Source organism: Deltaproteobacteria bacterium, assembly GCA_016931625.1.
Taxonomy (GTDB): domain Bacteria; phylum Myxococcota; class XYA12-FULL-58-9; order XYA12-FULL-58-9; family JAFGEK01; genus JAFGEK01.
In genome coordinates this window covers 1-6050 of sequence record JAFGEK010000023.1, presented here as the reverse complement: position 1 = coordinate 6050, position 6050 = coordinate 1, and the positions used below count along the sequence as shown (strand labels likewise).

The following is a 6050-nucleotide window of genomic DNA, read 5'->3' as shown; positions in this document are numbered from 1 at the left end:
CATGACAAACTACTACACCTTGCCCATGTTGATCGCGGACATTTACCCGTGCTTATACTGCGGACATATACCGTATCAGTAACACTCTTCCTTCAGCCAGTTGCAAACTACCTCCATTTTGAATATCATATGAGGATAAATGTATACCAATGCGCCCATTACCGGCTGCAAACCAATTAGTTTTTGTTGCAAAATTTTCAGCTGCGACTACTGGAGCTATCAAATCATCAGATTCACTTTGTTCTTTAGTAAGCCACTTAAAAGGGATTACTAGGCGTCGATTATATAGTTGATCAAATAGCTGATAATCAGAACTATTAGTTTGTCGCTCTAACTTAAATCTTGTTGTGTTACTGGTGATGGTTGACGATAAAATTATTGCGGTAAGCGAAATATAACTACAAGCTAACATATAATAAATATGACATCACTAATAATTAAAACACAATAGAAAAATATAAATTACTTTGCTACCGTTATACATCTAACCCAGCACCATTTATTCGTAGCCACTCTTTGCGCTCATGATAATCTGGTAGCACCTTATCGACTTCATTCCAAAAAGCATCTGTGTGATCACGATGATAAAAATGACAAAGTTCGTGAACAACAATATAGTCAATAATAGTAGGTGGAGCCATCATGCACTTCCAATGAAAGACGAGCGCACCAGCAGAAGAACATGATGCCCAACGGTTACCAAGCTCGCGCACATCAACCGTAGTGGCGCTTACCCCAACTTTTGGCGCGTAGTATTCAACACGTTGGCAAAGGCGTTGACGACCTCGCGCAATATAATAGTCACGAAAAGCTACTTTTGCGGCGGCAATTTCACCTTGATCAACAAGATCGCGACGCAAAGTAAAGCGACCACCCTTAAGCATAAGTGGCTCATCTTGATCAGCAACAAGCAAGAGTCGGTAGGCACGACCCAAATATAAAAAACCCTCGCCATTTTTATATTCACGTAGCACTCGCGAGGCGTTGAGATCGCGCCACTCGGCTAAACTTTGATAGATCCAGTAGTATTTGGCGGCAACAGTATCAGCGATCTGTTTGTCATCTGCCCATTCGGGTGCACGTACCAGCACACTGCCATCGCGCTCAATAATGATGTCAGTGGTAGACCGCTGGCTTCGGACAATTTCGTAGCTAATGTTGGTCGGCGGCGCGTTGCTCACTTAGTCAACTCCTTGTGACGCTTTTCGGCAAGTTTTACGATCTCTACGGCAATACGCTCGTGCTTTGCACTTAGCGCGGGAATATCAGCAAGCAATATTTCGGTGTCAATGTTGCCGCGCAGTTTCTTAACTTCAATCGATTTCTGCCAAAAATCGATTACATCAATAGTGTTCTGCAACAACTCAACAATACGTAGCATCAACTTTTTAAGCGCTTCGTTATGCTCAGAGGCAGCCTCAACATCATCAAAGCCAAGCTGAATAACATAATCATAAAAAGTAGTGGCTTCTTTGGTTAGGCCTGCGACTGTCTCCGTGCGCCCAGCAATGGCCTCATTGCGTAGATGCTCGTAACCCTCAGCGAGTGCTTGCCAATTGTCACGATGTTCTTGAATAAGTTTTTCGAGTTTTTCACTCAACCGTTTATAAAAAGCTGGGTCTTCATTAAAATGAATCGTGCAGTGTTTGCGAATAGCGTGCTCCATCTCGCTCGCCTTGGCTTCGGCATTTCCATGTGAATGTTTGTGCACGTGAGCAATGAAGTCGTCGGATAAGAGTTCGATGGGTGGGATTTTAGGATTGATTCCAAGGTCAATGAGATGCTCGTTGATAAGCGCCTTTACCTTCTCGCCAGCATCGCTGATATCAAGTGAATCGTCTTTGTAGCGCTCTTTTGCCATGTGCAACAAATAGCCAAATCGGCGTGCAGCACCGCGATATGGTTGACCGGCATGATTCGGTAAAATGAGGTTTAGACTCTTAAGAAACTTTTTAAAGTAAACCTCAAAGTCAGCCCTAGGCTTAATATCTTTAAGCGCACCAACAGCCAGGTGAAGCACCATTATTTCGTTCTTAACATCCAGTAGCGTACCTTTAACAAAGGCTTCAATCTGCGTCACCCCGAGAGAGAAAAAGTGCTGCAACAAGCGTTGATAGCGTTCTTCTAAAATCGGCAGTTCGCTTGCGATACTCTTTAAACCTTCATTAATATCGCGGGCATCTTCATCGGCATAGATAGATAAGGCCAAGGTTAAATGATTTGCCAAACCAATGTAGTCAACAATGAAACCCCTGTTTTTATTTTTGGCTACTCGGTTTACTCGTGCGATAGCTTGCAAAAGGTTGTGTTCGCGCAGCTTCTTGTCAATATACATTACCTGCTTAACCGGGGCATCAAACCCGGTAAGTAGCATATCGCAGACAATAAGAAACGCGATGCCTGTGTATGTTTTATCAGGATCAACAAAATCAAATGGTTTGCAAAAATTCTCAATCGCATTGCAGCGCTTAGCTTCTTTACGTGCTGCGGTGATCATAGCTGGCTCGTTTGTTGGGTCTGACGATATAACCACCACAGCTTTAAGAAATTCAATGCGTTGAATAAGCTCGCAGTTTATGTGCGCCTTTTGTTTCTCGCGCTCAAGACGCTCGCTAAGTGCACTGCGAATAGCCTTTTGGTAACGAATTGCCGCGAGCTTTGAGTGACAGACAACTTGGGCTTTAAAACTATCAGGTAAAATATTTTCTATGTAATGATCAACAAGGTCTATGGCAATGGCTGCAATGCGATTTTCGGCTTCGAGAATATCACCGCTAGCGCCGTATTTCTTTTTAATAGCGTTAAGTTCGGCTTCGCTACGTTCTTTAAAAAGGTCTTCAAACTTGCTGTTAAAACCATGCTTATCTTTCAGCGCGGTTTCGGCGGTGCGTCCCTCGTAGAGGATTTGTAACGTGGCACCATCACGAACAGAATCCATCAATTTGTATGTATCAATATACTCACCAAAGCGTTTCACGGTACGTTTACTACCATGCGGTTCGGTAATGAGTGGCGTTCCGGTAAAGGCAATGCGGGTGGCATTGGGGAATGCTTCAAACAGGTTTTCGCCTAAATCAGAGCCTTGGGTACGATGAGCCTCGTCGATCATAAGCAAAATTCGCGCTGATGAATTAACAACGCCAAAGGTCTTGCTTGATGGCACCGCACTATATTGAACAAGCGGCTCGGCAGCCATTAACACCTTTTTGGGCTTATTCATGAAAGCCTTTGGCAAAGTATTAGGCCGTTGTAGCGCTTTAGCAACCGACGCAGGCACTGGTTCATCGCGATCAACCTGGGCTTTAAGAAACAAGGCTTGCGCCGCCTCATTTGCTTCGAGCAAAGTTAGGTTGGGCTGGCGTAAAAGCTGGTCGCGCAAGTCATCAAGCTGACGATCGGTAAGCCACGCTTTGTTGTCGGCAGTGAGGTTTATTGACCTTACCGAGTCGCAAAAAATTGTTGGCAGAATCAACTCACGAAAGTTAGTGCGCAGGCTTGCTGCCGGATCAGAAGGTATGATGTTGTGCCCCTGGTCGATGACCGTCCAGCCCAGTGTTTTAAGCTGGTCAAGAAACGGTTTTTCGACGTGGAGGTATTCAGTCATCGCTTCTTACCTATTGCCTAGCTTTGTTAAAAACGTATGACCTTTGGTAGTGAGACGGTAACGTTGCTTACTGCTTGTAGGTTTATCAGGAATGGTCGGCTCAATCATCCCAGCATTAATAGCAGCCTGAAGATAGTCACTCACAAAGTGCATTCTATCTTTAAGACCTAGCGCCGTCATTAACTCTGATCGCGACATCTCTTTATCAACCACCGACACAATTTTTTCGACTTGCTGGGTGACTTGCTGGGTGACTTGGGCCTTAGTCTCATTTTCATATTTCAATACTCGTTCATGCACCGGCAGCCGCACGATAAAGCTTGTACGGTCATCATCGCTTTCAAACTCGGGCGGTGGTGAGCCGTTTTGCTGCATAGCGCGCATTATTTTGGGTATACCAGTAGAACGGCCCTCGGTGAGGTCAAGCTCTTTAAGAAATTCGCCAATGCGGCGGTTGCGATAGCGACGACTAACGGCTTTACCGGCGCGTAGATCTTGCATGCGAATCGAGCGATCCGGCCCCGGAAAACTAAGCACCACCAAGTCTTCGTTAGTAATGCGCACTTCAACGGGTTCACGTATTTCATAAGAGCGATGATAGACGGCATTAACCACCGCTTCTTCAACGGTAATACGGGGGAAGTTCCAAAAACGCTCGGCCTCAGAGCGGTCGGGATGCTTTACCACCGTCTCTTTAATATAATTGCGATCAATGTAATCGATGGCATCGCGAGTAATGCGCGCCAGTGGGCCCTTAAACTCTTTTTCTTCAAAGGTGTCGCCGCCCGCGCCATCAGGAAACCAAACAACATCTATTTGCGTTACCGGAAAAAAGCGCTGCGGTGCCTCGTTAAAAAAGAGCAAACCAACGTTTTTAGGGAACGGTGACTCGGTTGAGCCGCCGATAATACTCATTTGTCGCCCGAGGTTTTCTAGAGTAAGGCTTGATGCCGTGGTGGCAAGCTCGCTTTTTACTTCACGCAAAAATTCTTCAATGAGACGTGGCGATAAATCATCTAGCGCTGCGGTTTGATTGTAGCGGTCATCAAAGGGTACGGTGGCAGCAAGCCCAAGCAACTCTTGCTCGTCGGCACCTTTGGCGAGCACAGTGCTTGAATGCTTGCGAATATAATAAACCCAATCTTTAGTGCCTTTAGCAAGGCTGACTTTTGCTTTGTAGGGTCGCGTCTCACCGCCAGGGGCCCATAGCACTAAAATCGTGCGACCATCGACAACATAGACGGCTGAAAGCATATCGTAATATGGTTGCAAAGAACTATGGCAGAGTTGCAAAAGTTCTTTTTGGATGGCGTCGACGCTGCGCGGATCTATACCTTTGGGACAAAGAAAGTATACTGATCAGAATTTTCAAGTTGCTTGGCTATAGCGTTGGCGCTCATACCCCTTTTTTTAAGGCTCTTAGCAAGCTGCTCGCGCTCTTGGTCAAAGAGATCTGAGAGCCTCTTTAAAAAAAGCATGCCGAAGATATATTATTTATATTCTGAGGGATCCATATTACCGCGCAGGTCATCACAAGCGCGCAAAAGCAGATTTGAAAGTTGGCTAAGCGTCAGCTTAGTCATCGCGTCGGCTCCTTTTTATAGTTATTATCTGGCTTAGCACCACCAGTATGCATCCATTTGTCACTAATAATTAAAACACAATAGAAAAATATAAATTACTTTGCTAACTTTGAATTAGCTGGTGTCAGCACCCCACATGAAATGATCATTTTTAGCGCATCATCAACCGATATTGATAAACGAATTACTTGTGATTCAGGAATAAAAATTAAGTATCCCCCCGTTGGATTAGGGGTAGTTGGGATAAATACACTTACTAGATTATTTTGTGCATGCTTTGATATTTCTTTGGTGGCACTACCGGTCAGTAAACCCATTGCCCAACTACCGGCACGCGGGAACTCCACTAGCACCACTCCACGATAAGCCGTAGCTTTGTTATGTGAAAAGGTGTCAAAAAATTGCCGTACTGCAGAATAAATACCACGCACCATGGGTATGCGCAGTACTAAAGCTTCTAATAACCTAATGATTTGTCGACCTAAAACATTACCACCAACTAAACCAACTAAATAAATCACCGATACCGCGATAATAAAACTAACTATCGGTGCAAAATACTCCATAAAAGCATGTTGTAACCACTGACCTGGAGCAACAAATTCAATAAAATGTGTCAAAATTGGGGTGACGGTGCCATTAACCGCACCAAAAATAAATGCCAAAATCCAATAAGTTACCAATATTGGCAAAATAATAAACAAGCCCGTAATGAAAGTTCTTTTAATCATTGCTATCTAATTACTCATATTGAACGATTTTCACAACTCCCTCTTGCGCTGACTCTTGATCTCATCTCTGTAATTGATCGATTTTATTAGGCTTTACTGGATGCCCTCTTTCGAGGGCATGACGTAGAGAGT

The 6050-nt window shown here is 44.4% G+C and carries 5 protein-coding genes; all 5 read right to left on the bottom strand.

The window, feature by feature from the left end; genetic code table 11:
- Positions 1-52 precede the first annotated feature (52 nt).
- Positions 53-412, bottom strand: a complete 360-nt coding sequence (locus JW841_01895; protein ID MBN1959673.1) for a hypothetical protein — start codon at positions 410-412, stop codon at positions 53-55.
- Positions 413-476: 64 nt separating this feature from the next.
- The gene (locus JW841_01890) at positions 477-1145 is read right to left on the bottom strand and encodes a M48 family metallopeptidase (GenBank protein MBN1959672.1); all 669 of its coding nucleotides are present in this window, start codon (positions 1143-1145) and stop codon (positions 477-479) included.
- A gap of 32 nt (positions 1146-1177) precedes the next feature.
- A complete protein-coding gene (locus JW841_01885; protein MBN1959671.1) occupies positions 1178-3604 on the bottom strand; it encodes a type I restriction endonuclease subunit R in 2427 nt (808 codons plus the stop codon).
- A 6-nt stretch (positions 3605-3610) separates the two neighbouring features.
- On the bottom strand, positions 3611-4936 hold the full coding sequence (locus JW841_01880) for a transcriptional regulator (protein ID MBN1959670.1): 1326 nt from the start codon (positions 4934-4936) through the stop codon (positions 3611-3613).
- A 346-nt stretch (positions 4937-5282) separates the two neighbouring features.
- A complete protein-coding gene (locus JW841_01875; GenBank protein ID MBN1959669.1) occupies positions 5283-5918 on the bottom strand; it encodes a DUF502 domain-containing protein in 636 nt (211 codons plus the stop codon).
- Between the last annotated feature and the right edge of the window lie 132 nt (positions 5919-6050).

Bases quoted from the DNA above. Each gene is read 5' to 3' on its own strand.
- JW841_01885 (MBN1959671.1), bottom strand. From the start codon at position 3,604: ATGACTGAATACCTCCACGTCGAAAAACCGTTTCTTGACCAGCTTAAA.
- JW841_01895 (MBN1959673.1), bottom strand. From the start codon at position 412: ATGTTAGCTTGTAGTTATATTTCGCTTACCGCAATAATTTTATCGTCA.
- JW841_01875 (MBN1959669.1), bottom strand. From the start codon at position 5,918: ATGATTAAAAGAACTTTCATTACGGGCTTGTTTATTATTTTGCCAATA.